The 23,813-nt window shown below is 70.4% G+C and carries 27 protein-coding genes; 9 read left to right on the top strand and 18 right to left on the bottom strand.

The annotated features are described in order from the left end of the window. On the top strand, positions 1-970 hold a 970-nt coding region (locus HII36_RS08435; RefSeq protein ID WP_217369300.1), incomplete at its 5' end, for a TIGR04222 domain-containing membrane protein. On the opposite strand, the gene HII36_RS08430 is transcribed toward HII36_RS08435, so the two are convergent. The 4 genes from HII36_RS08430 to HII36_RS08415 all read right to left on the bottom strand — a co-directional run bounded on the left by HII36_RS08430 (position 967) and on the right by HII36_RS08415 (position 3,754). Next, entirely contained in the window at positions 967-1,944 is a 978-nt protein-coding gene (locus HII36_RS08430) for a sigma-70 family RNA polymerase sigma factor (protein ID WP_328807638.1), read from the bottom strand. The two genes, HII36_RS08435 and HII36_RS08430, sit on opposite strands and share 4 nt — an antisense overlap. A 115-nt stretch (positions 1,945-2,059) precedes the next feature. Beyond that, positions 2,060-2,431, bottom strand: coding sequence for a nuclear transport factor 2 family protein (locus tag HII36_RS08425; RefSeq protein WP_173522510.1), 372 nt, complete (start codon positions 2,429-2,431; stop codon positions 2,060-2,062). A 2-nt stretch (positions 2,432-2,433) separates the two neighbouring features. Next, complete coding sequence (locus HII36_RS08420) at positions 2,434-2,766, bottom strand: hypothetical protein (protein ID WP_173522509.1); 333 nt, start codon at positions 2,764-2,766, stop codon at positions 2,434-2,436. A gap of 37 nt (positions 2,767-2,803) precedes the next feature. After that, positions 2,804-3,754, bottom strand: coding sequence for an NmrA family NAD(P)-binding protein (locus HII36_RS08415; protein WP_173522508.1), 951 nt, complete (start codon positions 3,752-3,754; stop codon positions 2,804-2,806). A gap of 235 nt (positions 3,755-3,989) precedes the next feature. On the opposite strand from HII36_RS08415, the gene HII36_RS08410 reads away from it, so the two are divergent. Beyond that, positions 3,990-4,913: an LLM class flavin-dependent oxidoreductase gene (locus tag HII36_RS08410; RefSeq protein WP_173522507.1), complete on the top strand. Its 924-nt coding sequence runs from the start codon at positions 3,990-3,992 to the stop codon at positions 4,911-4,913. 15 nt (positions 4,914-4,928) lie between these two features. Here HII36_RS08410 and HII36_RS08405 read toward each other — a convergent pair whose 3' ends face one another. Further along, positions 4,929-5,198 carry a hypothetical protein gene (locus HII36_RS08405; protein ID WP_173522506.1) on the bottom strand — a complete coding sequence of 90 codons (270 nt, stop codon included), beginning with the start codon at positions 5,196-5,198 and terminating at the stop codon, positions 4,929-4,931. 16 nt (positions 5,199-5,214) lie between these two features. Here HII36_RS08405 and HII36_RS08400 point away from each other — a divergent pair, with 16 nt between their 5' ends. Together HII36_RS08400 and HII36_RS08395 are read left to right on the top strand one after the other, a co-directional pair. Beyond that, a complete protein-coding gene (locus HII36_RS08400) occupies positions 5,215-5,589 on the top strand; it encodes an RICIN domain-containing protein (RefSeq protein ID WP_173522505.1) in 375 nt (124 codons plus the stop codon). A 26-nt stretch (positions 5,590-5,615) separates the two neighbouring features. Continuing rightward, positions 5,616-6,044, top strand: coding sequence for an Ohr family peroxiredoxin (locus HII36_RS08395; RefSeq protein ID WP_173522504.1), 429 nt, complete (start codon positions 5,616-5,618; stop codon positions 6,042-6,044). A gap of 119 nt (positions 6,045-6,163) precedes the next feature. Here the strand turns inward: HII36_RS08395 and HII36_RS08390 are convergent, their stop codons facing one another. The 7 genes from HII36_RS08390 to HII36_RS08360 form a co-directional block, all read right to left on the bottom strand. After that, positions 6,164-8,089: a tetratricopeptide repeat protein gene (locus HII36_RS08390; protein ID WP_173522503.1), complete on the bottom strand. Its 1,926-nt coding sequence runs from the start codon at positions 8,087-8,089 to the stop codon at positions 6,164-6,166. A 320-nt stretch (positions 8,090-8,409) separates the two neighbouring features. After that, entirely contained in the window at positions 8,410-9,732 is a 1,323-nt protein-coding gene (locus HII36_RS08385; RefSeq protein ID WP_173522502.1) for a S1 RNA-binding domain-containing protein, read from the bottom strand. Between the two features lie 257 nt (positions 9,733-9,989). Beyond that, positions 9,990-10,166: a hypothetical protein gene (locus HII36_RS08380; protein ID WP_173522501.1), complete on the bottom strand. Its 177-nt coding sequence runs from the start codon at positions 10,164-10,166 to the stop codon at positions 9,990-9,992. Between the two features lie 143 nt (positions 10,167-10,309). Next, the gene (locus HII36_RS08375; protein ID WP_173522500.1) at positions 10,310-10,993 is read right to left on the bottom strand and encodes a hypothetical protein; all 684 of its coding nucleotides are present in this window, start codon (positions 10,991-10,993) and stop codon (positions 10,310-10,312) included. Further along, a complete protein-coding gene (locus HII36_RS08370) occupies positions 10,990-11,745 on the bottom strand; it encodes a response regulator transcription factor (RefSeq protein WP_173522499.1) in 756 nt (251 codons plus the stop codon). Before HII36_RS08370 ends, HII36_RS08375 begins: the two co-directional genes overlap by 4 nt. Positions 11,746-11,747: 2 nt before the next feature. After that, complete coding sequence (locus HII36_RS08365; RefSeq protein WP_173522498.1) at positions 11,748-13,127, bottom strand: ATP-binding protein; 1,380 nt, start codon at positions 13,125-13,127, stop codon at positions 11,748-11,750. Between the two features lie 194 nt (positions 13,128-13,321). Continuing rightward, on the bottom strand, positions 13,322-14,278 hold the full coding sequence (locus HII36_RS08360; RefSeq protein WP_173522497.1) for an NADP-dependent oxidoreductase: 957 nt from the start codon (positions 14,276-14,278) through the stop codon (positions 13,322-13,324). Between the two features lie 114 nt (positions 14,279-14,392). Between HII36_RS08360 and HII36_RS08355 the strand changes: the two genes are divergently transcribed. The 4 genes from HII36_RS08355 to HII36_RS08340 all read left to right on the top strand — a co-directional run bounded on the left by HII36_RS08355 (position 14,393) and on the right by HII36_RS08340 (position 18,142). Further along, positions 14,393-14,857, top strand: coding sequence for a winged helix-turn-helix transcriptional regulator (locus tag HII36_RS08355; protein WP_173522496.1), 465 nt, complete (start codon positions 14,393-14,395; stop codon positions 14,855-14,857). Positions 14,858-14,914: 57 nt separating this feature from the next. Then, positions 14,915-16,165, top strand: coding sequence for an MFS transporter (locus HII36_RS08350; RefSeq protein WP_173522495.1), 1,251 nt, complete (start codon positions 14,915-14,917; stop codon positions 16,163-16,165). Positions 16,166-16,299: 134 nt separating this feature from the next. Continuing rightward, a complete protein-coding gene (locus tag HII36_RS08345; RefSeq protein ID WP_173522494.1) occupies positions 16,300-17,511 on the top strand; it encodes an MFS transporter in 1,212 nt (403 codons plus the stop codon). A 52-nt stretch (positions 17,512-17,563) separates the two neighbouring features. Continuing rightward, positions 17,564-18,142, top strand: a complete 579-nt coding sequence (locus HII36_RS08340; RefSeq protein ID WP_173522493.1) for a TIGR03086 family metal-binding protein — start codon at positions 17,564-17,566, stop codon at positions 18,140-18,142. Positions 18,143-18,239: 97 nt separating this feature from the next. Here HII36_RS08340 and HII36_RS08335 read toward each other — a convergent pair whose 3' ends face one another. Then, positions 18,240-18,962: a DUF3558 family protein gene (locus HII36_RS08335; RefSeq protein ID WP_173522492.1), complete on the bottom strand. Its 723-nt coding sequence runs from the start codon at positions 18,960-18,962 to the stop codon at positions 18,240-18,242. Positions 18,963-19,242: 280 nt separating this feature from the next. Here HII36_RS08335 and HII36_RS08330 point away from each other — a divergent pair, with 280 nt between their 5' ends. Continuing rightward, the gene (locus HII36_RS08330; protein WP_173522491.1) at positions 19,243-20,241 is read left to right on the top strand and encodes a zinc-dependent alcohol dehydrogenase family protein; all 999 of its coding nucleotides are present in this window, start codon (positions 19,243-19,245) and stop codon (positions 20,239-20,241) included. A 71-nt stretch (positions 20,242-20,312) separates the two neighbouring features. Here the strand turns inward: HII36_RS08330 and HII36_RS08325 are convergent, their stop codons facing one another. The 5 genes from HII36_RS08325 to HII36_RS08305 form a co-directional block, all read right to left on the bottom strand. After that, positions 20,313-21,035 (bottom strand): hypothetical protein, encoded by a 723-nt coding sequence (locus HII36_RS08325; protein WP_173522490.1) that lies wholly within the window; start codon positions 21,033-21,035, stop codon positions 20,313-20,315. A gap of 32 nt (positions 21,036-21,067) precedes the next feature. Beyond that, positions 21,068-21,307 carry a helix-turn-helix domain-containing protein gene (locus HII36_RS08320; protein ID WP_173522489.1) on the bottom strand — a complete coding sequence of 80 codons (240 nt, stop codon included), beginning with the start codon at positions 21,305-21,307 and terminating at the stop codon, positions 21,068-21,070. After that, positions 21,307-22,005, bottom strand: a complete 699-nt coding sequence (locus tag HII36_RS08315) for a DUF2975 domain-containing protein (protein ID WP_173522488.1) — start codon at positions 22,003-22,005, stop codon at positions 21,307-21,309. The genes HII36_RS08320 and HII36_RS08315 overlap by 1 nt, the downstream gene beginning before the upstream one ends. Before the next feature lie 64 nt (positions 22,006-22,069). Then, complete coding sequence (locus HII36_RS08310) at positions 22,070-22,468, bottom strand: cupin domain-containing protein (RefSeq protein ID WP_173522487.1); 399 nt, start codon at positions 22,466-22,468, stop codon at positions 22,070-22,072. Positions 22,469-22,496: 28 nt separating this feature from the next. Next, a complete protein-coding gene (locus HII36_RS08305; RefSeq protein ID WP_173522486.1) occupies positions 22,497-23,642 on the bottom strand; it encodes an MFS transporter in 1,146 nt (381 codons plus the stop codon). Between the last annotated feature and the right edge of the window lie 171 nt (positions 23,643-23,813).

Below are 23,813 nucleotides of genomic sequence, written 5' to 3'. Positions count from 1 at the left end.
GGGGGTGGGGATGGACGTCGTCCTCGCGCTGCTCGCCGCGTTCACCGGGGCGCTGACTCTCGGCACGATCGCCGTCGCGGAATCGGTCAGGTCACGGGCCCGGCTGCGCCTGCGCGGGCTGATGGACGCCGAACTCGGCCACTACGAGCTCGCCTATCTCGCCGGCGGCCCGGCCCGGGTGGCCGACACCGCCCTCGGCCTGCTGGCCGCGGAAGGCGAGATCCGGGTGGCGCGCACGGGCAGGCTGTACCCCGTCTCCACCGCCGTCTCGGCCGGCTACGCGGTGGAGGAGCAGGTGCTCGCGATCCTGGCCGGACGTGCGGGAGGCCGGACGGTGGCCGAGGTCAAGCGCCAGGTGGCGACCGGCCGCGAGGTGGCCGAGATCAGGAAACTCCTCGTCGGGCTCGGCCTGCTCGTCGACCCGCGCGCCGTTCCCGGCCTCCGCGAGTGCCGGACGGTGCTGCGTGCGATCGCGATGGCCACGGTCCCCGTGATGGTGGCCGACCTGCTCATCATGATCGCGATGGGGACGAAGGAGCTGAGCCTGGCCGCCCTGTTCGGATTCGGGGCGAGCCGGCTGGTGTCCAGGAAGGCCGACGTCCGGTACGCCAGGGGCCGTCCGCTCACGCTCGGCCGAGCGGGACGCCGCCTCCTGCGCGAGGCGCGCGCGGCCACCCCGCACGGCACGGCCGGCGACGCGACGGCACTCGCCCTGTACGGCCTGAGCCATCTCGGCGCCCCGGAGATGTCGGACGTGCTCAGCAGGCGGGTGACCCAGGACGGTCACCTGTACCCGGCGCAGGCAGGCGGTTCCGGCGACGCGAGCGGCGGGTGCGGTTTCGGCCCCTGGTTCGAGGACGGCGACCGCACCGGCGACCGCGGTGCCGACGGCACCGGCGGCACCGGCTGGTCCGCCGGTTGCGGTGGCGGTGATTTCGGGGGCGGTGGCGGTGACGCCGGGGGCGGTTAGCGCACCGGTTCGGTCTGGGGCAGGCCGAACGGCGAGAAGACCGCGGGATCCATGAACGCGACGATCCGGACGATGCCGGCCCGGGAGACGTCGAGCACGTGCAGCGCGTGGGCGCGCCGGTCACCCGCCCGGGCGCCGAGGTAGAGCGCCAGGGCGGGCTGGCCGTTGGCCTCGGCGTGGACGATCCGCAGCCGGCCGGGCGCCGGCAACCGGGGGGCCAGGAAGCGGGCGACGGTTTCCCGGCCGGCGAACCAGGTGGGGATCGGCGGCATCTCGAAGGTCGCCTCCCGTGCCAGTGTCCGTGTCAGCTCGTCGACGTCGGCCCGCTCGAACGCGGCGACGTAGCGTCGCAGCAGCTCGCGCTGCCGCTCCTCGGTGGGTTCCGCGAGCCCAGGCCCGGGCCTGGAGTCGAGTTGCGTCCTGGCGCGTTGCAGCAGGCTGGTGACGGACGCCACGGTGGTCCCGAGCAGTTCGGCCACCTCGGCGGCCCGCCACATCAGCACGTCCCGCAGGATCAGCACCGCGCGCTGCCTGGGCGGCAGCACCTGCAGGGCGGCGATCAGCGCCAGGCGCAGGCTCGCCCGATCGGCGATCACCTCGGCCGGGTCCCGCGCCTCGCCCGGCGTCGCGGTGGGGAAGGGCTGCAGCCACGGCAGGTCCGTCCGGCGCGGGTCGAGCGGCGCCGCGGGATCGTGGCCCGGCCCGCTCAGCCCGGACGGCAGCGGCCGGCGGCCGGCCTGCTCGGCGGCGCGCAGACAGGCGTTGGTCGCGATCCGGTACAACCACGTACGCAGCGAGGAACGCCCGGCGAACGTCTCGTAGGAACGCCACGCGCGCAGGTAGGTCTCCTGCACGAGGTCCTCCGCGTCGTGCACCGAGCCCACCATCCGGTAGCACAGTTTCAGCAGTTCGTCCCGGTACGGGCCGGTCAGGCGAGCGAACTCCTCGCCCGGTTCGGCGATCTGTGTCGTCACATCAACTCCTGTCCGCTTCGCCCGGCTCGCGTGGCGGCGGATCGTCGGGCGGACGCCCCGGCGGCCCGGATCCCGGCGCATGCGCCGGGCCGGACCGCCGGGACGTGGCGGTGGCTCAACCGGCCGCCGCCTCCTCGGCCTTGCGCATCTCGTAGGTGTCGAACACCACCACGTCGGAGGTGATCCTGCCGTCGCGCACGATCAGGTGGTCGACGACGCGCAGCGTCCCGAACGGGCCGGTCCTCATGTCGTAGATCACCATCGCCTGCTCGGCGTCACCCAGCGCCGCGATGATGTCCACGCCCGCGACGACCTGGCTGAACCGCCCGATCACCTCGGTCACCGCCGCGACGCCCTTCACCTGGATCCGAGGGCTTTCGAACACCACGTCCTCGGCCAGGCACTCGCCGATCGTGGCCAGGTCCCCGGCCCCGAACGCCTCGATGAACGCCGTCGCGACCTCGACGGCCGGCCTGTTCCCTGTCATGATCACTTCTTTCCTGCTGCTTCGGTGGGACACGGCGTGAGAAAGCGGTAGGCGCCGACCAGGGTGGCGTCCGTCCGGCCTGGCCCGTCGGCGACGCGGTCCTCCAGTCCTTGCCGGAACTCGCCGAACGCGCTCAGCCGGGACAGCGGGTCGTCGTCGCCCTCGATCAGGGCGATGTGAACGAACGTCACGCCGTCGGCCAGGCGCAGCGTGGCGTATCGCAGCCCGCCCGGGTCCTCCGCGTGGAGCTGCTGGAACACCTGCTCGACCAGGTGCTGGTTCGCATCCGCGGACTCCTCCTTCACCTGGTACTTGACCAGCACGGTTCTGCTCATGTGCGCTCCTCGGGGTGGTCGCGGCGATCGGCGGCGCTCATGCGCGCCGCGGCCGGGTCGCGGTCGAATAGTCGGAGATCGGCCGCGACGAGCGAATGGCGGGCACCAGTTCGTCGCGGATGAAGTCCTCGATGCGGTACGCCGGCCGGGTCACGGCCGTGACCTCGTCCTGGACGGTGTCACCCATCGCGGTGGCCAGCGCCCAGGTCCGGTTGAGCAGCGTCGCGAAGCTGCGGCCGGTGCCCGCGGCCACGAGATCGGCGACGTCGGCCTCGGCGGAGATCTGCTCCACCCCCATGGGCCTGCCGAGGTGCTCGCTGATCAGCTCCGCGATCTGCCGCATGGTCATCAGCTCGGCGGGCGGCACCGGCACGTTGCCGACCCCGCGGAAGTGCGGATCCGCGAGCAGGCCTGCCGCGACGGCCGCCACGTCGCGCGCGCCGACCAGCCGAAGGACGGCGTCGACGCCCAGCGGCGAGCTGAGCACGCCACGCTCGCGCATCGGCCCCAGGAAGTAGTACAGGATCTCGAAGAAGCTCGGCGGCTGGACGTGCACCAGGTGGAGCCCGGCCACCTGGTTGAGTACGGATTCGATGGCGGCGTGCCCGGCGATCAGGCCGTCCACGCGATCGTCGGTGGCGCCCTGGGTGCTGATGAACGCCGCGTGCCGCAGCCCGGTGTGCGCGGCGGCCGAGGCGTAGACCCGGGCGATCCGGTGCTGATAGCGGGGGAAGTCCGGGGCGGCGGGATGCGGCGGGACGATCAGCAGAGCCGCGTCGGCCTCCGCGAACGCCTCTTCCACGAAGCCCCGGTCGGCCAGGTCGCCGACGAAGGGGTCGGCTCCTTCCGCCTCCAGTTCCTTCAGCCGGCCGCCGTCGCGGCCCATCGCGCGGACGCGGTGGCCGGCTCGCAGGAGTTCGCGTGCCGCGTGGCCGCCGACGTGGCCGGTCGCCGCGGTCACCGCGTAGGTGCGTACGCTGTGGTGCATCGGTCGTCAGTCCTCCGGTGTTTCGGGTCGTCTACTTGAATAGATCCGCCGGCCGCGCGGAACTCATCGGAAGACACACCTGGAATCGGGAGTGTGCCGGTCGGTGCCGCTGGATGCACATTGAATCCGCCGAATACCGCGTGATTCCCGCCATTCTCCTGACCGCTCCTCCGCTCTCAGCGGAAAAGAGGCGATGAACCGCCGAGTTACCGCAGGGTGCGGCATTCTCCCGAGCATGGCGATATTCTCTCTCCAATCCCATCTCACCGACCTGAATTCATGGACGAGCCTGGCGCGCCGGTGCGAAGCCCTGGGCTTCGACGCGATGCTCACCGCCGACCACCCGGGAATCGCCGCCTCTCCTTTCGTCGCACTCGCCGCCGCGGCGGCGGTCACCTCGACCGTCGGCCTCGGCTCGTACGTCTCGAACGCGGGCGTCCGTGAGCCGCTCCTGCTCGCCGCGGACGTCGCCACGCTCGACGTCGTCTCCGGCGGTCGCGCCCGGCTCGGGCTGGGAGCCGGCCACACCCCGGGGGAGTGGGCCGCGGTCGGGCGCAGCCGTCCCGACGTCGGCGGCAGGATACGGCGGTGCACGGCCGTGGCCGAGGCCGTGCTCGCGCTGCTCGACGGCGAGGAGATCGACGTCGACACGCCCGACCTGGTGGCCAGGGCCGCCCGGCTGAGCTGGCCGGTGCCCGTGCAGCGGAGGATCCCGCTGACCATCGGGGGCGGCAACGCGCGGCTGCTGAGATGGGCGGGCGCGCACGCCGACGTCGTCGGCCTCACCGGCTTCGGACGTACCCTCGCCGACGGGCACAGCCACGAGGTGCGCTGGCGCGCGCACGAGATCGACGAGCAGCTGGAGCAGGTCGCCCGTGGTGCCGCCGGGCGCGGGCGGACGCCAGCGCTGGAAGCGCTGGTGCAGCACGTTCACGTGACCGATGACGCCGGCGCGGCGGTCGCCGACGTGGTGCGGCGCACCGGCATCGCCGAGGCCGAGCTGCTGGCCTCGCCCTTCGTCCTCGCCGGCACGGCGGAGGAGATCATCTCCGCGATACGCGAGCACGAGAGCCGCTGGGGCGTCACCCGCTACGTGGTCCGGGCGGCGGTGCTGGACCGGCTGGCCCCGATCCTGCCCAGGCTCCTCGCGGAGACCTGATTATCGGCGGCGGCTTCACGTCCCTGAATGGCGGTATTTCCACTTGTATTGCTCATGGGCCTGAATAAAGTCCAACGAGAGGCGGCTCTTCGCCGCCGAGTAATCGCACGAACCGGCCGATCCAGGGAAGTAGATGTCGAATCCATTCATGCGAACGACGGCGAATCTCCTGTCGCATTTTGCTTTCGCGGTCGTGCTCGCCTGTTCGGTGGTGTTGGCGGGAGGCGTGCCGTCCGCCCATGCCGCCACCGCGATAAAGCCGCCCATCTCGCGGGTCATCAACATCAACAGCGGCCTGTGCGTGGTCGTCCGGGGTGAGAGCGAGGGCGCGAGGGCGGTTCAGACCGGGTGCGACTCCTACCGTGACCAGCTCTGGTATTTCGTCCCGACGGGAGACCGGTTCGGGGAGATATTCCTGCTGCAGAACCTCAACAGCAAGAGGTGCCTGGTCGCCCGCGGCATGGGGGAGTCGTACGTGGTGCAGACCACCTGCGACGCCAGGTACCGCGACCAGCGGTGGCGGTTCTCCGGCCCTGAGGGCTATTTCCGGCTGTCCAACGAGAACTCCTACCTCTGCCTGGTCGTCCGCACCCGAGTGCCGGAGACCCCGCTGGTTCAGACGGATTGCAACACGGGATACGCCGATCAGTTCTGGAAGCTCTACCCGGTGGATTGACCGGACCGTCCGAGAAAGGAAAAGCCATGATCAGCAGCTACACCGGCGTCGTCACCGTGACAGGGGAAGGCCGCAACGGCGGCCGCGCCTCGGCCGACGACGGGTTCCTCGACACCACCCTGGCCATCCCCAAGGAGCTCGGCGGCGCCGGCGGCGCCCCGAACCCGGAGCAACTGGTCGCCGCGGGCTGGGGCGCCTGCCTGCTCGGCTCGGTCAGAAGGGCGGCGACGCGCCGCAACGTACGGCTCACGAGCACGAGCGTCACGGTCGAGCTGACCCTGAACCACAACAGCGGCGACGACTTCACCCTCGAGGCGGTCATCAACCTGGAACTGGGCGGCGTGGACGAGCAGACCGCCGCCGAACTCGGCGCGGCCGCCGAGCGGATCTGCCCCTACTCCAAGTCCGTCCGCGACAGTATGCCGGTCACCTTCCGGGCGTACGCCGCCGCCTGACGCGCGCGCCGCCGTCCATCGACGAGAACCGGGCGATCCGGGAGCGGCCAGGCGCCAAGGCCGGGGAGCGGTCGGGCGCCAAGGCCGGAGAGCGGCCGGGGGAACCGGCCGCTCCTCCGTCAATCCTCGCTCAGCCGCTCCGCTTCCTCGTGCGTGCGCCTCGCCTGCTTCTCGTAGCCCAGTTCGGAAAGGGTCACGCTGAGATTCTTCAAGGACTCGGCCAGGCCAGGCCGATGACGGTCAGGATCCGCTGCGGCCAGTTCCCGCCGGATGGTGACGGCCTGCTGCTCGGCCTCCAGGGCCTCGGCGTGGCGGTCGAGCGCGGAGAGGGTCACGCCGAGATGGGTCAGGGACCTGGCGAGGTCCGGGTCGTAGCGGTCGGGATCGGCGGCGGCCAGGTCCCGGTAGACGCCGACGGCCTGCTGCTCGGCCTCCAGCGCGTCGGCCGGGCGGTCCAGCTCCGCGAACCACACGCCGACGTTGAGCAGGGAGTTGGCGAGGTCATGGTCGTGGTCGCCGGGGTCGGCGGTGGCGAGATCCCGGTAGATGGTGACGGCCTGCTGCTCGGCCTCCAACGCGTCGGCCCAGCGGTCCAGCTCCGCGAACCGTATCGCCAGATGGGTCAGGGACTTGGCGAGATCGGCGCGGTGGTGGTCGGGGTCGGCCGCGACCAGCAGCCGGTAGACCGTGACGGCTTCCTGCTGGGCGTGCACCGCGTCGGCGTGGCGGCCGAGCGCCGAGTGGGTCATGGAGACGCTGGCCAGGCAGATGGCGAGGTCGTGGCGGTAGCTCTCGGGGTCGGCGGCGGCCAGGTCCCGGTAGACGGCGAGGGCCTGCTGCTCGGCCTCCAGGGCCTCGGTGTCGCGGTCGAGCTCGGACAGGGACGCGCCGAGATGGACGAGGCACCTGGCGAGATCACGGCGATGGGGTTCGGAGCCGTCGGCGGCCAGCTTCCGGTAGATGGTGACGGCCTGCTGCTCGGCCTCCAGGGCCTCGGCCGGGCGGTCCAGCTCGGAGAACCTGAAGCCCAGGTTGAAGAGCGCGTCGGCGAGATCGGGGTCGGGGTCGGCGCCGGCCAGGTCCCGGAAGATGGTGACGGCCTGCTGCTCGGCCTCCAGGGCGTCGGCCGGGCGGTCCAGCTCCGAGAGCGTCGCTGCGAGGCGGGTGAGCGACTTGGCGAGCCCGGCGCGATGGTGGTCGGGGTCGTCCGCGACCAGCAGCCGGTACAGGGTCACGGCTTCCTGCTGGACGTCGAGGGCGTCGCCGTCGTGGCCGAGCACCGAGAGGGTCGATCCGAGATTGTCCAGGGACGCGGCGAGTTCGGGACGGTACTGGTCGGGGTCGGCGGCGGCCAGTTCCCGCCGGATGCCGACGGCCTCGCGCTCGATGCTCAGCGCGCCGGACGGCTCACCGATCTCGGAGAACGTCACGCCGAGGTTGATCAGCGCTTCGGCCAGGTCGGGACGGTGGCGCTCGGGGTCGATGGCGGCCAGCTGACGGTACAGGCCGACGGCCTCCCGCTCGACGTTCAGGGCCTCGGCCGGGCGCTCCAGAGCGGAGAGCGTGACCCCGAGCCTGGCCAGGGATTCCGCGAGGGTGAGTCGGTAGCGGTGCGGATCGTCCGCGGCCAGCTCGCGGTGAATGGCGACGGCTTCTTCCTGCGCCCGCACGGCCTCGGCCGGCCGGTCGAGTTCGTTCAGGCTCACGCCGAGATTGGCCAGGGAGTCACCGAGATCGGCACGATGACGGCCGGGATCGGACGCCGCCAGCTCCCGGTAAACGGCGACGGACTCCTCCTCCGCCCGCAATGCCTCGGCAGAACGGTCCAACCCGGAAAGCGTCACCCCGAGGTTGTACAAGGTCTTGGCGAGATCGGCGCGAAAACGGCCGGGATCGGACGCGGCCAGCCGCCGGTAAATGGCGACCGCCTCCTCCTCCGCGCGCAACGCCTCAACCGGCCGGTCCTGCTCCGACAGGCGTATTCCCTGCTTGATCAGTGCGCGTGCGCGCTCGACCTCGCCGGCTTCATTCGGGACCCTGGCCACAATCCACCCTTTCGATGGGCACGGGGCAGGCGCCGCGGTTCTCCCCCTGGTGTTGGACGCGCGCGCCGGCCCGGCATCGGTGTTCTTCAGACACACTGTCCCGTATCCTGCAGCAGTCCCGCTCGGGGGAGCAGGACCGAATACGGCCAATCACCGCCGGATTCCGGCCAATTCGGGGGCCGGCCACGAACATGTCATGAGCCCCGAACGGTGTCGACCTCGCAGCTCACCGAGTGAAGGTCCGTCCGCCGTTTGACCGCGCGTCGAAGAGCCCGGGGCCGTTCGGTCGCCGGGCTCTTCGTGGAATCCGCGAATGGGTGTCATGCCGCCTGGGCCGGCTCCGCCTCGTCCTCCGGATCCGGCAGTTCGCGCAGCAGCACCTTGTCCTGCGCGGGGTCGACGTGGATCACTTCGACGTAGATCTCTTCTCCCAGCTCGACCTGTCCCTCGCTGAGGTCGTCACGCAGCTCTTGACTCATGTGCTTGGCGATCAGGAGCGCGGGCCGCTCGCGTCCCTCGATCTCCAGCAGCAGGTAGCCGCCGTGCCCGTCCTTCAACGGGACGGCCCTGACCACGCGTCCGTAGCCGCGGTGTCCCTGGAGCGGATCGGCAGGTCGTCGCTCATCGAGGACGGGAGCGCCGGTCAGCCGTAGAGTGATCTTGCGGTTGGCGGCGTCCACCTTGATCACCTTGGCCTCCACCTGCGTGCCCACGGCGGGGCTGGGCCCGGCGAGGGTCCAGGCCGGGATGAATCCGTTGACCTCGCCGGTCATCTCCACGAAGAAGCCCTTGCCGGGAACCGTGCGCCGGACCATCCCGGTGAAGATCGTCCCAATGGAGAAGCGCTGGACGATGGCCGGCCATGGATCCTCCTGGCCCGCCAGCAGGGTGTAGCGGACGCTGCCTTTCATGGTGTCGACGACGAGCGCGCCGTCGATCCGGTCACCGATCTTGAACAGGCGGCCCATGTCGGAGACGTGGCGGCCGTAGTCGACATCGGCGTTGCTGAGGATCATCGGTGCCGACGCCGGGTCGTCCATGCGTACGACGGCGTATTCGCGTTCGGCCTGGATCACCGTGGCGGGTGCGTTCACCACGTGGTTGGGGCCGGGGAGCGGGGCGAGCGTCTGCTCCGTGCCGGGCTCGGCGCGCAAGGCGTTGAGCTGCTCGATGAGGGCCTTCTTGAATTCGTCCATCGCGTCCCACATCAGGCTGTAGGTCAGCACTCGATGCCCCTGATAGTCGGAGGGTACGTGCGAGAGGTCCTGAGTGATCATGACGACCTTCTTGCCGAACATCAGCGCGATGGCCAGCTCGAAGGTGACGTTGTGGTTCTTGGTCGTGAAATCCACGAGTACGAACTCGGCGCGCTGGATCGCCCGGGAGATCAGCTCGATCATGGGCGTGGGCCCGTAGAGCCCGTCGAGGCGCTCGGGCCGCAGCCCGGCCTCGTGCATGGTCTTCTCGATGGCCTTGTACACCTTGTCGAAGTCGCAGGTGGCTCCGTCGGCGCCGTTGAAGTGCTTCACGCCGAAGGGCATGGCGGTGAACACGACGCCTTTCTCCGGCTGGTGGGTCCGGGTGAGCGCGAGCCCGGTCAGGGTGGTCCTGCCGGCGAAGGCGGTGACGAGCGAGTGGGACATGATGGCGCTCCTTTGTGAGTCTCGAGGTTTCGAGTGCGGTACTCGGTGAGCCGGTCGACATTCGGCTCACCGCCGACACGAGGAGCGTCTCTCGCCGGCGTAGGGAGGCTCCAGCCAAAGGAGGCACTCTCAGCTGCGGAAGGAGGAGCGGGGCGGTGCCGCTTTCCGCGTCCGCCCGGACGTGGTTGGGCAACCGCGCTTGCGGAGGTTCGCAATCGCGGCCGGACGGCGTTCGAGCGATGGCGTTCAGGCGGCGTTCAGGCGGCGGCGATCGTGTTGTTGGCGAGCGTCAGGGCGCCGCCGAAGGCCGCGCCGCCACCGAGGAGTGCGGTCGGCCAGGAGTGTTCGTCGGCGCGGAGCAGCGCCACGGTGGCGACCGCGGCGCCGAGCGCGATACCGACGACGACGGCCGCGCGCAGACTGATTGAGACCATGACCTCTCCAAGGGATCTCGACGGGCTCGTACAGCGCGGCCGGGACGTCACCGGCCGTGCGATGAGCCTCCCGCGACGAGGGAGCGGCTTCCAGCCAAGAGACCTGGTGAGATGTGCTCGACGTCGGCGCGAGATCCTGCCACTCATGGCGTCGGATCAGAGGCATCGATGCTCTGAGATTTGCCGTTCTTGGCACGACACGCGCTGTCGGCCAGGCCCGACTGACGCAGCGACTCGGAGTCCGGCTCCCACGGCGCGGGATACGGACGCAGCCGGCGCCACTCGTACGGCGGATGGCCGAGCTTGAGATGGACGCGGTCGTAGACGTTGGCCACCACCCACGCCAGGGCGCAGCCCGTCATCAGCGCCTTGGCCCCCACGCCCTGAGGGCTCGCCATGCCGGCGGTGACGGCCGCGGTGACCACATAGCCGAGCACTGGGTAGATGACGATCTGATGCCAGATCTTGGTGGGTGCGAGTGCCTGAGCCCGGGTGTACTTGCCCGCTCGTACCTCCGCGTACCACTGGCCCAGCCCGAAACCGAGCCAGACCAGAATGATGAGCCAGGCCGGCCAGCCGTTGAGCAGCGGCGCCACCGTGTCGGGTGGACGGGAGCCGCACAGCCCCACCCCGAGTGCGGTGGCGAGGGCCAGCAGCGGGTCACCGTAGATGAAGGCGACGAACTCCGCACGGGGCCGGAGCAGCCGCCGTTCGAGCACCAGAGCCAGCACAGCGGGGATTCCGGGACTGATGGCGAACGCGGCCGCGAACGCGACCAGCGGCCCATGCGCCAGGGCCTCGCCCAGACCGGGAAGCCAGCCACTCACTTGTGTCGGTCCCAGTTCAAGCGGACCAATCGTTCGGCATCCGGGTCGCTGAAGAAATCCTCGTTCCGTAGCGCGAAGGTGTGAGCCTCCATCAGCGGGGTGCCACGCTGGCTGTCGACCTCTCCGGAATCGGGCAGCGGCCTGCCCCGCAACTTGTGCTCGAACTCGACGATGACCGGAGCCCTGCTGTCGTTGAAATTGGAGATCGTCTTCACACTGTAGGCGGCCTCCTTCGCGACCAGGGTTAACGTGCTGTACCGCGCAAGCGCACGCCAGATCCGCAGATCATCGCTCTTGTCGATCAGACGGTGCAGCAGCGAAGGCCCCCGGCGTGGCGGCCGGTAGGGCAGAGCCGCCGCGCCTGCCGGATTGTGGCCGAGCCGGACGGCCTCCACCGTCCGGGAGACGACCTCGTCGCCGGCGTGCTTGGAGACGAGCGTGCAGGTCTGCGGGAAGAACTCGAAGGCCGCCAGGAGATACAGCGTGCGGTTGTACTCCGCGTCCGCGCTGTAGATCACGGCCGGGATCTCGTACTGGTCCAGCGCCTCGAGCGCCGCCAGCCCGGATTCGCCGACCTCGCGGCCGTAGTGCAGATCGACGAAGGCCAGCTGGAAATCGCTGTCCTGGGTCAGCAGCAGGCGCAGCTCCGCGGGGGTGCGCACACCGGTGACCCGGTGATCGCCGTGCTTCTCGACCGCACGGGCGACTCCTGCCTCGTGGGCCTGGACGTCGTCTATGACGAGGATGCGCATGCTCATCTCCCTTCACCGGCAGAGGCGGCCTCGGCCGAGGCGGTTGCGGAGGAGGTGGATTGGGGTGAGATGTCCGCTGAGCACCAGCAGGCGCGGACGACAGTGCCGTTACGGTCGGGGCCCGGGGCGAAGTCCAGTCCGCCGGAGTAGCGCGACAGTTCCCATGACAAGATCGCCAGGCTGGTGTGCGGATCGTCCAGTACGTCGTCCGGCATGCCGGGCCCGTCGTCCCGGACGGTCACTTCCACCCCTCGCTGTCCCTTCAGGCTGATCGGGCGCACCGCGACTGCCACGTGCTCCGCGCCTGCCTTCAGCGCGTTGATCACCAGATCGATCAGCAGTCTCCCGACCAGCTGCAGGTCCGTGGAGCCCAGGCGGAGCCCGAGCGATTCCTTGTCCATCGTGCAGCGCTCGCGCTGGAAGCGCGGCAGCACCGTGAGCGTGGCTTCCCAGAGCTCTTCCAGAGGGCGCAAATCGCTCGTGCGATCGAAGCGCACCCACTCCCGCCGCATCTGCTCGATGCGGCTGAGCGTGTCTCGTGCCAGACCGCGGACCTCTGCCCACTCCAGATACGGGCTCTCGACCGCGTTGAGTATGCTGCTGACCGAGTTCTTGGACCAGCTGTGCAGGTCCTCGGCCGCCGCCCGGCGAACGAGATTCTCGGCGTCGGCCACCGTCGCCGCCGCTGCTTCCAGAACTTGATCGAAGCAGATCTTGACCAGCGACAGCCCGAGGTAACTGGCGGCCAGGATCCACCGCAGCGCAGCGGGTACGGCCGCCAGTTCGGGTGTCCAGGCGGGGACGAACAACGCACCCGCGGCCAGCGCGACGATCGGTGGGAACAGATAGCGCAGCATGATCAGTATGCTGGTCGGCGGCCCCGAGCTGACCTCGCCCCCGATCCGCACCGTGTTCCTGGGAGCGTAGTAACCGGGATCCAGCTCCACGTTGACGAATATCGACCAGCCGAACACCGTCACGGCGACCATGGCGACGATCCGGGCATCGACGGACAGTCCCTGGGCCGCCCATGGCCCGGCGTACGCCATGGCGGCGGCCACCAGCCCGAACCCTTCGAACAGGCCGGGGATGTCGATCTTGGTGCGCCCTCGGGTGCTCGTCAGGTGCGCCGCCAGCGCCCCGAGCCCGAACCGGTACGGCAGTCGATCGACAAGCGCGGGCCGCGGGTGGATGTAGGCCAGCACGGAGCCGATCGTCATGGGAATCAACTGGAGGGCCACCCGGGTCCGGTCCTCGTCGGCGACTCCGGGCACCGACACCCACAAGATCGCGACCAGGCCGAGTCGCACCCAGCTGGAGGTTTGGTGCTGCGCGTCCATCGCCCGTACGGCGGTGGCCCACATCATGGCCAAGCGATCCACGAACGGCCACCTCCAAGCATTTGACGGCGAGATCCCCCATGTTCCTGAGAATGTCCGGGCGAGGCCAGGAAAACTTCGCATGATGCGCTGCGCAGCTAGGAAAGGAACGCTCGCCGGACGGCATGCGCCGCAGTCCAACGCGGCGCCTGTCCGCACCTCGGACGTGCCTGCCGCGACGACCTCATCGCAACCCCTCAGCCGCCGGGCCGTTCCGTCGCCGTCGTGAGGACCAGGCGGCCCCGCAATCCGCCTTCGGCCAGGCGGCGGTGGGCGGTGGCGACGTCCTCGACGGGCATGGTCGCGGCCACGCGCAGGGTGAGTGAGCCGGCTTCGACCTGAGCGGCGAGCCTGGACAGGAGCGCGCCGTCGGCGCGGATCCAGTGGTTGAAGACCCGGATGCCGCGCAGCGGGACCGGCGCACCGCCCGCGACCAGCGCGGCGAAGGCGCCCTCCGACCGGACGGCGTCGAGTGCGGACGCCCCGGTCACGGCGGCGTCCAGGGCCGCGTGCGCGCCGCCGGGCACCAGGGCCCGGACCGCCTCGCCCAGCCGGGCCGTGCGAGGGACGAACAGCTCGGCGCCGAGTTCGCGGACGAGTGGCTCGTCCGCGGCGCCAGCCACCGCGATCACCCTGAGCCCGCGCGCGACCGCCAGCTGGATCGCGAAGCCGCCGACGGCGCCGGCCGCGCCGGTGACCAGCAGCGTCCGCCCCTGCTCCAGGCCGAGCCCGTCGAGAGCCTGGGCGGCGGTGAGACCGTTCAGTGGCAGCGTCGCCGCCTGCGCCGGGGAGACGCCCGCGGGCGCGGCCGCGACCGCCGCGGCGTCGAGCACGACGTGGTCGGCCTGGGTGCCGAGCGGCACGTCCAGCCGGTCGGACAGGCCGATCACGTGGTCGCCCGGCCTGATGCCGACGACTCCCGGGCCGATCCGCTCGACGGTTCCCGCGACGTCCCAGCCGAGGCCGATGACCTCTCGCGCCGGCAGCAGTCCCGCCTCGGTGAGCGCGCCGGAGCGGGTCGCCAGGTCGACCGGGTTGACCGTCGCGGCCTCGACCCGGATCCGGACCTGCCCCGCCGCGGGAACCGGGACGGGCACGTCCTCGACGCGCAGGACCTCGGGCCCGCCGAACGTGCGGACGACAACCGCGCGCATGAGCTCTCCTCGTCGTTTGCGAAGGTTTCGTTCCTTGAGCACGACCCTATGGAGAGCTACTCTCTGTCGGGAAGTAGGCACTTCGAAGTGCCTACCGCACGGACGGGAAACGTGATGACCACCGGCACCACCCGCACCTCCGCCCAGCGGCGCGCGCAGGCCCGCATCGCTTACGACGCCTACCTCGCCGACTGCCCGGCACGTCAGCTCCTCGACCGGATCAGCGACAAATGGGTGAGTCTCGTGCTCACCGCGCTCGCCGACGGCCCGCAGCGCTACGGCGGCCTGGCGCGGACCCTCGCGGGCGTCAGCCAGAAGATGCTCACCCAGACCCTGCGCACCCTGGAACGAGACGGCCTGATCTCCCGTGCGGTCACCCCTTCGGTCCCGGTACGGGTCGACTACGCCCTCACGCCGCTGGGGGTCAGCCTGCTGCCCGTGATGCGGGCCATCAAGGACTGGGCAGAGACGCACATCGAACAGGTCGCCGCCGCCCGCGAGAGCTACGACAACCGCCCGGCCGGTCCGGACGTGAGCACGTCGGATAGAAGTGCTACTCTCCTTCGTGAGAGATCTTAATAGCACTACTGACGATTTCCCGGAAGCACTACCAGCGCGCGTCGCGGAGCCCGGCCGATGACCCGGACGCCGCTGCTGCGCAATCGCGACTTCCTGACGTTCTGGTTCGGTGAGAGCGTCTCGTTGATGGGCACGCAGGTCACCACCCTCGCCCTGCCGCTCACCGCCATCACCGCGTTCGGCGCCACCGACGAGCAGGTCGGGCTCCTCCGCTTCCTGCAACTGGTGCCCTTCCTCGGGCTGGCCCTGCTGATCGGCGTCTGGACCGACCGGCTCAGGCGCAAGCCGCTCATGCTGATCGCCAACCTCGTCAGGATGGCGCTCCTGGCCCTCGTGCCCGTCCTGTACTGGTTCGACGTCCTGACGCTCGGCCTGCTGCTGGGCATCGCCTGCGTCGTCGGGGTCGCCTCGGTGCTCTTCGACGTCAGCTGGATGTCCTACGTGCCGGCTCTGGTGCGCGATCGTGAGCATTACGTCGAGGCGAGCGCGAAGCTGAGCATGAGCTCCTCGGCGGCGGACGTCGCGGGGCCTGGGCTGGCCGGCGCCCTGATCTCGGCCGTGAGCGCGCCGACCGCGCTGATCGTCAACGCCTGCTCCTACGCGGTGTCCGTTTTCTCGCTGCTGCTCATCCGCACCCCCGAGCCGCGCGTGCGGAACGCCGTACGACGCAACGCCCTGGCCGAGCTCCGCGACGGGCTGAGCTGGGTGTTCGGCAACGCCATCCTGCGCGCGCTGGCACTGATCGGGTTCTGCTGCAACTTCTCCATGATCACCGTCTGGACGATGTTCCTGCTGTACGGCACCAACGACCTGCGCCTGTCACCCGCGACGCTCGGCACCGTGTTCGCGACCGCGTCGGTGGGCGGGCTGATCGGCGCGATGCTGGCCGGCCGGATCATCAGGCGCTTCTCGCTCGGCCGGGTGTACCTGGTGGCCCAGACCGCCCTGCTGCTCGGACCGACGCTGATCGTCGTCGCGGGCGGGCCGCGGCCGGTGATGGTGGCGCTGTTCATCCTGTCGTTCTTCACCACCTACCTGGGGCTGGGCGTGGCCGGGGTGATCATCGTGAGCCTGCGGCAGGCGAGCACGCCGCAGGCGATGATGGGCCGGATGACCGCGGTCTTCCGCACCCTGCTGTTCGGCGGCGGAGCCCTGGGCGGGCTCGCGGCCGGCCTGCTGGCGGGGTGGCTCGGCGCGTACGGGGCGCTGATCGTGGCCGCCGTGGCGTCGGCCTGCGTGGTGGTCGGGCTGGTCGTCTCCCCGGTCGTCAAGGTGCGTTCCCTGCCGGCCGAACCGGTGCCGGCCTGAGGCCCGGGCCCGGCCCGCTCGCGGTGTTGGCCTAATTCTTTCGCATATTGGCTTCCGGGCCACTCGCCGGAACCGTCCGGCTCGCGCAACTATTGCGAACGCCGTATAGAAGCGTATGCATATGGAGGTTGATCATGCCCATCGGGCTTCTCGCCCTGGCACTGGGCGGTTTCGGCATCGGGCTCACCGAGTTCGGCATCATCGGCCTGCTGCCCGAGGTCGCGGCCGACCTGAACGTCACCGAACCGGTGGCCGGCCATCTGGTGTCCGGCTACGCGCTGAGCGTCGCCGTCGGAGCCATCGCGCTGACCGCCGCGATCGCCCGCTTCGACAGGAAGAAGGTGCTGCTCGCGCTGATGTTCCTGTTCGTCGCCGGCAACCTGATCTCGGCGATCGCGCCGGACTACTGGGTGCTGATGGGCGGACGGATCGTCGCGGCACTGTGCCACGGCGCGTTCTTCGGCGTCGGCTCCGTCGTCGCCGCCGACATGGTGGCGCCCAACCGGCGGGCGGGCGCCATCGCGCTGATGTTCGGCGGGCTCACCGCGGCCAACGTGCTCGGCGTGCCGCTGGGCACACTGCTCGGCCAGCAGCTCGGCTGGCGTTCGACGTTCTGGGCGATCACCGTCATCGGCGTCGCCGCGCTGGCGGGCATCCGGCTGCTGGTGCCCGTCACGCCCGTGCCCGCCGGGGCGAGCCTGCGCGGCGAGCTCGGCGCCTTCCGCCGGCCGCAGGTCTGGGTCTCGGCGACGGTGTCCGTGCTGGCCTTCGGCGGCATGTTCGGGGCCTTCACCTACATCGCCTTCACCCTCACCGAGGTCAGCGGGTTCGCCGCGACCACGGTTCCGTGGCTGCTGGTGCTGTTCGGCGCGGGCACGTTCGTCGGCAACCTGGCGGGCGGCAAGGCCGCAGACCGGGCGCTGAACCCCGCGCTGATCGTCATCCTGGCGCTGCTGGCGGCCGTGCTCGCGCTGTTCGCGCTGACCGCGCGCAGCCAGCCGATGACGGTCGTCTCGCTGGTGCTCATGGGCGCGATCGGCCTGGCCACCGCGCCCGGCCTGCAACTGCGGATCATGAAGTACGCCCAGGACGCCCCCGCGCTGGCCTCCGGCGCCAATATCGCCGCCTTCAATCTCGGCAACGCGCTCGGCGCCTGGCTGGGCGGGCTGGCACTCGCCGCCGGGCACGGGTTCACCTCGCCGCTCTGGGTGGGGGCCGGGACCACCGTCGCCGGTCTCCTCGTCCTGGTCGCCGGATCGATCAGGACGCGCGGCGGCCACGCGCCGGAGCCCGCCGTCCAGGGCGGAGCCGACGTCCCCACCCGCACCACCGGGTCGGGCGCGTGACGGCGTCGTGTTTGTTCAAGACGCCCGATTCCCGGAAGGCTAGCGTGTGCGCATGAATCTTCTCCCAACGCTCACCCAGGCTGTGACGTGCTCGGCCGCCGTGTTCCGCGGCGTCAAACCCGAGCAGTTGGGCGCGCCGACGCCGTGCCAGGAGTGGGACGTGCGGGCGCTGGCCAACCACCTCCTCCAGGTCGTCTCCGCGCTCGGCGGCGCGGGCGGCGGCCAGGCCGTCCCGGACGAGTTGTGGGGCCGTGACCTGATGACCGACGGCTGGGCCGAGCGATTCGACGAGCAGGCGTCCCAGGCGCTCGACGCCTGGAACGAGCCCGCGGCGTGGCGGTCGACGCCGGCCATGGGCGGCGCGGAGATGCCGGCCCAGCTGGTCGTCACCATGCTGGCCAGTGACCTGGTGATCCACGCCTGGGACCTGGCCCGGGCCACCGGCCAGGACTTCCACTGCGACGAGGCGGCCGCCGAGCTGACCCACCGGTTCACCGCCGACAGCGCCGAGCAGGGGCGGCAGATGGGCATCTACGGCCCGCCGCGGCCCGTCGCCCAGGACGCCTCGCCGCTCGACCGCGCGCTGGCCGCCAGTGGCCGGGACCCGCTCTGGACGCCACAGGACCGCTGAATCCCCCGCCAGGACGTTCGGAGCGCGACAGTTCACGCCGTGCGGGCACTCGCCGGCGGTCGCTCAGGCCGCCGTGCGGGCACGCGTCGGCGGTCGCTCAGGTCGCCGGCCGCGCCCGCACGGCGCCGATGACCTGGTCCGCCACGGCGTCGATCATCGCCTGGGCGGTGGCGTTGCCCATCGGCCTGCCCTGACGCACGCTGCGACCGGGCACGTCGGAACCGCTGACGCCGATCGTGACGATCACGTTGCCCTTGCGGACCACGGCTCTGCCCTCGCCTCTCCGCGCACCGCCGATCTCGTAGACGAAGTACACGTAGTAGCCCTCGTCGAAGTGTTCGCCCCGGCGCGCCGAGCCCACCTGCCGGAGCACGCCCTTCACCGAGGGCGCCCCGCCGAAGACGCTGGGCCGGCGGTAGTCGTCGGTCATCGCCCGCTTGAAGCCGGCCTTCGCGTCCTGCTCGGTGAAGTCCATCCCGGCGATGCCCGCGTCGTAGGTGACCTTGAGATCTCTGAAGGTGTAAGGCGGGGCGGATCCTGGTTCGTTGGACCATTTGCAGGCCACGTCGAACTTCTCCTTCTTCGCCACCTTCATCCCGAGCTTGGCGCGCGTCCGTGCGGTCAGGACGCGGCACGGGTCGGCGGGGACGGCCAGCGCGGCGGTCTCCGGGCTCTTCTCGGGCCGGGCCGGCTCGGCGGAACTCCGCGCGGGCGGTGTGGGGTCGCCGTCACTCACCGGCTGGGCGGACGGGACCAGCCCGCATCCCCCCATCAGCGCCGCCAACGTCACCGCGCATGCCGCGCGCAGCCTCTTCGCCATTCGTTCCCCCGCAGACAGCCGTGTGTGGTCGCGCGGAGCGCACAGCGGCCGCGCGAGTGACGTAGCAGAATGACAAAGGTACGGCCTCGATGATGAGAGCGATTCCTGCCATTCTCCGCTTGATTCCGGCCAGGCCGCGCGGCCGATCGGCGGAATAGCCGCGGTGAATGGCGTATTAACCCGTGGCTGGAATATTCGCGTGCTGGCAGCATGCATTCATTGGAAAGGCGATCGCGAGCTGTTTCGGCGCTCACCCAGATACCAGTGAAGGATTTGTGAAATGGCCAGGACCGTACGCTTCCACGAGACCGGCGACCCGCACGTGCTCCGCCTGGAGGAACTGGAGGTGGGGGAGCCCGGCCCGGGCGAGGTACGCATCCGGGTGGAGGCCATCGGGCTCAACCGCGCCGAGGCGATGTTCCGCCGTGACCGGTACATCGAGCCGGTGAAGCGGTTGCCGGCCAGGCTCGGCTACGAGGCGGCGGGTGTGATCGAGGCCGTCGGGGCGGGAGTCACCGGATTGTCGCCCGCCCAGCGGGTCAGCGTCGTGCCCGCCTTCTCCCAGAACGACTACGGCGTCTACGCCGAGCAGGCCATCGTGCCAGCCGCGGCGGTCGTGCGCCGTCCCGACAACGTCGACGCGGTCTCCGGCGCGGCCTTCTGGATGCCGTTCGTCACCGTCTACGGCGCGCTGGTGGAGATCGGCGGCATGCGGGCGGGGGACACGGTCGTGCTGAACGCCGCCTCCAGCAGCGTCGGGCTGGCCGCCATCCAGACGGCCAACCGGCTGGGCGCGATCCCGATCGCGGTGACCCGTACCGCGGCGAAGAAGGAACGGCTGCACAAGGAGGGCGCGGCCGCGGTGATCGTCTCCGACGAGGAGGACGTCGTGGCCTGCGTGCGCGGCCTGACCGGCGGCCGGGGCGCCGACCACGTCCTCGACGCCGTCGCCGGCCCGGGCGTGACCGACCTGGCCCGCGCCGTCGCCCCGGACGGCACGATCTTCCTGTACGGCGCGCTGAGCGGCCGGCCCACCCCGCATCCCGGGATGGAGCTGGGCATGCCCGCGCTGAACGTCCGCACCTACACGCTCTTCGAGGTCACCCGCGACCCGCGGCGGCTGCGCCGGGCCGAGGCGTTCGTCGCCTCGGGGCTGGAGACCGGCGCGTTCCGCCCGGTGGTGGACCGGACGTTCGAGCTGGAGGAGATCGTGCGGGCGCACGAGTACCTGGAGTCCAACGCGCAGATCGGCAAGATCGTCGTCACCGTGCCCCGCTGACGTCTCCCATTCGCTGCCGCTGACGTTCCCGATTCGCGCCCGCTGACGTCTCCGATTCGCGCCCGCTCGCGTCAGTTGCGTGTTTCCACGGTCACGACGTCGTCCGCCGGCCCGGTGACCGTCAGCCGGATCCGGGTCCGGCCGGTCAGCCCGTCGCCGATGTCGGGGAACCTGGCTTCCAGCTCGGCGACGGGTGCGGCCTGTTCTGCCGGTGTCGTCGGATGGTCGAGGCCGCGCACCGCGTCCAGCGCGGCCTCGACCACGGGTCGCAACCCGGCGGCCCGGCAGGTGAACCGCTGCGACCGCGCATCGCTCGCGTGGGACAGGTGCAGCTCGACGGCCTTGGCCCGGTACCCCGCGGAGACGAACTCCTGCACGTCGCCATGTGCCAGCGTCAGCGGCGTCTCGAAGATCAGGTTGCGCTCCGGCAGCTCCAGCACGGCGCGTACCATCCCGTAGCGTCCGAGCCGGTGCCCCTCGAGGAACAGATCGGCGCCCATGTCCCGGATCAGCTCTTCGAGGCCGTCGAGATCCGCGCGCATGCGGCCGGACAGGCACAACAGGATCGCGGGCCTGCCGCTCACCCCGACGTAGAGCGGTGAGTCGTACCGGTCCTGCAGCAGCTCCTGGTAGGCGAAGATCTGAGTGTGCGTCCAGTGCTCGTCGGCCGGGCGGTGCTGACGTGCGTCCTCGGCGAACTGCTCCGTCTTGCTGGGCTCGGTGACCGGCGGCATGCCCGCCATGAGGTCGGAACCGGTGGCGCTCACGGAGCTCTTCCTACCGAACCAGCTCATTTCCGGATGGTACATCGCTGGGTCGTACGCGATCAGTTCGAAGCGCGGGGTGCGAAGGACAGGAGGTCGCCGGGCTGGCAGCCGAGGACCTCGCAGATCTTGCTCAGCGTCGAGAACCTGATCGCCTTGGCGCGGTTGTTCTTCAGGATCGACAGGTTCACGTTGGTGATGCCCACCTTGTCGGCCAGCTCGACCACCGTCATGCCGCGCTCTTCGAGCAATCGATCCAGATGTACCTCGATGGCGTGCTCGGGATTTTCGGCGGGCGACATCAGACAGTTCCTTCGAGTTCCTCGCGCATGTGCGCGCCGACGCGGACGACCTTGGACATCACGACGAGCCCGAGCCCGGCGATCAGGGACGGCCACGGGAAGGCCCAACCGTACAGAGCCATCCAACCTACCTCTCTGACGGTCCCGGCCACCATCGACACGGCCAGGCCGGTCTCTACGGCGGTGGTGTAGAGCGACGCCGCCACCGTGCCGGCCATGAGGAACACGCCGAGGAAGCGCAGCCGGCGGACGACCACCTCGTCGAAGCCGCTGTCCCGTCGTGCGACTCTGATCAGCCGGTCGAGGAGGAAGAGCGCGACGAGCAACACCAGCGGGGTGGCGAACCGCGAGGTCTGATAGAGCGACTGGGTGGCGAAGCCGGAGTCGTCCTTGCAGAGCTGAGGCGGCGGGTAGGCGAAGTCGACGCCGTTCTCCACCGGATAGGGACCGTCGACGCCGCTGCTTTCCGCCACGGCCTTCCGGTTCTGGGGGTTCTGGAGGAAGTTCTCCTTCACGTCGAGGACGCTCGGCGACGGCACGCACACCAGGCTTCGGACGCCGTCGGAACCTTCGGCGTTCTCTCCGCCGGTCAGGATCGCACGCCCGACGTCGTAGGCCATCGTCGCGGCGAACAGCACCAGGAGAACGCGGACGACGATCGCCGTCCACTTCGGGGGAGTGGATCTGTCGAGGGGCACCGCTTGGCTCCATATCGTTGCTCGATATTATCGTGTTTCGATAATATCGATGAACGATAAGGAGTCAAGCGCGGGTCCGTTCCTCCAGCCGGCTGCCACGGGGCAGGGTGACGGCCATGATGGTGCTGGGAATGTCCAGTTCGATGCGGTGCCATCGTCCGCGCGGGACGACGGTGGCGGTCCCGGCGGTCAGCCTGATCTCCTCCTCTTCCTGCCCCGGCCGCTCCGGCCGCAGGTAGAGACGGATCTTCCCGATGAGACAGGACACCATCTTCTCGGCCTCGGGATGGACCTCCCAATGGTCGGCGTGGACGTCCGCGCCGGACTTCGCGTGGAACGCGGTGAGCCGCCAGCCGTCCTGGTCGGAGTGCTCGTCCCTGAGTCCTCGTTCGGCGTGAATCTCGCCGCCTTGGTGCAGGTGGATGGACGAGCCGAAAAGGTCGATGGAGGGGACGACGGTCATACCGGGATGGCCTTCCTGTTGCGATCTTTCAACGGGGATGCCCGGCTTCGGCCGGAGCCTTGGCCTGGCGGGCCGCCGCCATCAGCGGAAACGCGACCAACCCCACGGCCAGGGCGCTGAGCATGACCAGCGGCGACCCGCCGAACTCCGATATCCGTCCCACGAGGCTCGAACCGGCCACCGAGCCGAGGTGGACGGCCGACAGCAGGACGGGCGCGGCCAGATACCCGGCCGGCCCTGCCACCTTGATGAGGCCGAGCAGGATCGGCGCCTGCAGCGCGTGGTGGGCGAGGACCCACACCGCCACGACCGCGACCGCCGTGGCGCCGCCGTCCATGAAGAACAGCAGGGCCGGCGAGAGCACGAGAACGGTGTTGGCGGCGAGCATGGCGCCGAGCGTGCCGCGGTCCGCGGCCCAGCCCCCGGCCACGGTCAGGACGACCGCGACGCCCGCGAATCCGGCCACCAGCGCGATGAGCTGGGACGACGACAACGCCTGGATCCACGCCCCGAGATCGAGACCGCTGGTGACCATGGTGGGCTGCCCGCCCAGGAGAAGCGCGCCGAGGCCCAGCAGGGCGAGCGCGCGCGGCCGGAAGATCCCCCTGACCGTGCCACCGCGCTCCCGCCGCACGGCGGTGGGCGAGGGGACGAGCAGCAGGAGCGGCAGCACGATCACGATGAGGACCGCGCCGGCCAGAATGAGCAGCGAACTCGATAGGAACAACTCGCTCAGCCAGGCCTGGGTCACCGGCCCCAGCATGGCTCCGGCCGCGATGCCCGCGAAGGCCACGGAGACGGCCCGCCCGGCCCACGCGGCGGTCGCCATCGAAGCCGCCAGACCGCAGGCGACCCCGAACGCCAGACCGTACAGGGATCCGACCGCGGCCGCGGTCGCGACCAGGACCGTGGTGCCGGCCAGGAACGCCGGGAGCACGATGACCAGCGCGGTCGCCGCGACCGCCAGCAGCAGCAGCGGACGCCGTCCGAGCCGCGCGCTGACGAGGGTCACCAGCGGCCCGCCGGCGACCAGCCCCAGCGTGAAGGCGGTCGCGGCCAGCTGCCGGGCATCGGCCGTCGACGGGTCCAGCTCGGCGTCGGCGACCGGTAAGTCCCCGGCCGCCAGCGGCCCGACGCTGCTCAGTACGCAGGTGGTCAGGAAGATCGCCGCCATGCCCATGATCGCCCGCGGCCGTGACCCACGCGTGACGTTGGTTTCCATCCTTCCGGAGACCCCCTGTCTCACCGGCGGAACTTCGAAAGATCAGTCTGCCGGAACCAGGCCATTCGCCCTCAAGGGAAAATCTGCCAAAACACATCGCATTAGCGACATCGCCCTTGAGTG

Source organism: Nonomuraea antri (assembly GCF_013283785.1).
GTDB lineage: Bacteria > Actinomycetota > Actinomycetes > Streptosporangiales > Streptosporangiaceae > Nonomuraea > Nonomuraea antri.
The sequence above is the reverse complement of the archived record's forward strand: the minus strand, read 5'-3'. Positions and strand labels throughout refer to the sequence as shown.